Source organism: Bacteroides sp. 2_2_4 (assembly GCF_000157055.1).
In the GTDB taxonomy this organism is placed as follows: domain Bacteria; phylum Bacteroidota; class Bacteroidia; order Bacteroidales; family Bacteroidaceae; genus Bacteroides; species Bacteroides ovatus.
The window spans coordinates 1-739 of sequence record NZ_EQ973410.1; the positions used below are offsets into that span (position 1 = coordinate 1).

The window sequence follows — 739 nt, forward strand, 5'->3', positions numbered from 1 at the left end:
AGGGCGGCTTTCTTTGCGCCAGTCCGACGGCTACGGGAAAGCAAGGAAAGCGGCACGGTGCACAGAAACACTGAACGTCCGAGAAACGCTGCCGGTGAAGGAATGTTCCGATTAAACACTGACGGAGTGCTGCTGTGGGGAGCGGGGCTTTGTGGGCGGCGGTATTCCCGCTGCACGCATTGCCACGAACCACACGGCGGCACGGTGAGCAGTCAGACGAAAAGTTTCAAGCATGACTTTTTTCCAGTTTGCTAGCACATACCTGGCAGGATCCCGGCTTCATCAACCTGTTATCCCCTGCCAACTGCTAGCAGAATCCGGCAGCCGGCTTCTTCCAGGACGAAACATTTGCTAGCACTATTCCCGAGCTGCAGCAGCTGATCCGGAAAAATCTGATAGCAAATCTTTCCTACTGCAGCCGGGGTGAGTTATACAGCCATCGGTTCCTCTTTGATAATCGAGATTTCCAGTGCGTTTTCAATCTTGGTCAAAGTTTCGAGTGAAAGGTTCTCCCGTCCTCTCAACACCTTTGAAATGTATTGCGGGCTGCAATTCATTTTTTCAGCCAATTGCTTTTGGCTCATTCCTAATTCTTCCATCCTGTCCAGCATCAGCATGGCAATATTTTGCGAATGTCGGAGCCAAGACTTGTTTGTTTCAAGGAAGTCAAACAGCTCACGCCATTTCGAAGGCGTTGGAGAAGAATGTTCTTCAAGCCTTTGTGCGATAGATTTCATAC

General features: G+C 50.3%; 1 protein-coding gene. It reads right to left on the reverse strand.

Annotation, left to right across the window (positions count from 1 at the left end):
* Positions 1–428 precede the first annotated feature (428 nt).
* Positions 429–737 carry a helix-turn-helix domain-containing protein gene (locus BSCG_RS00065; protein ID WP_008777682.1) on the reverse strand — a complete coding sequence of 103 codons (309 nt, stop codon included), beginning with the start codon at positions 735–737 and terminating at the stop codon, positions 429–431.
* Between the last annotated feature and the right edge of the window lie 2 nt (positions 738–739).

What these genes read in the sequence shown, in the direction of transcription:
- BSCG_RS00065 (WP_008777682.1), bottom strand. Translation starts at nt 737, where the DNA reads ATGAAATCTATCGCACAAAGGCTTGAAGAACATTCTTCTCCAACGCCT.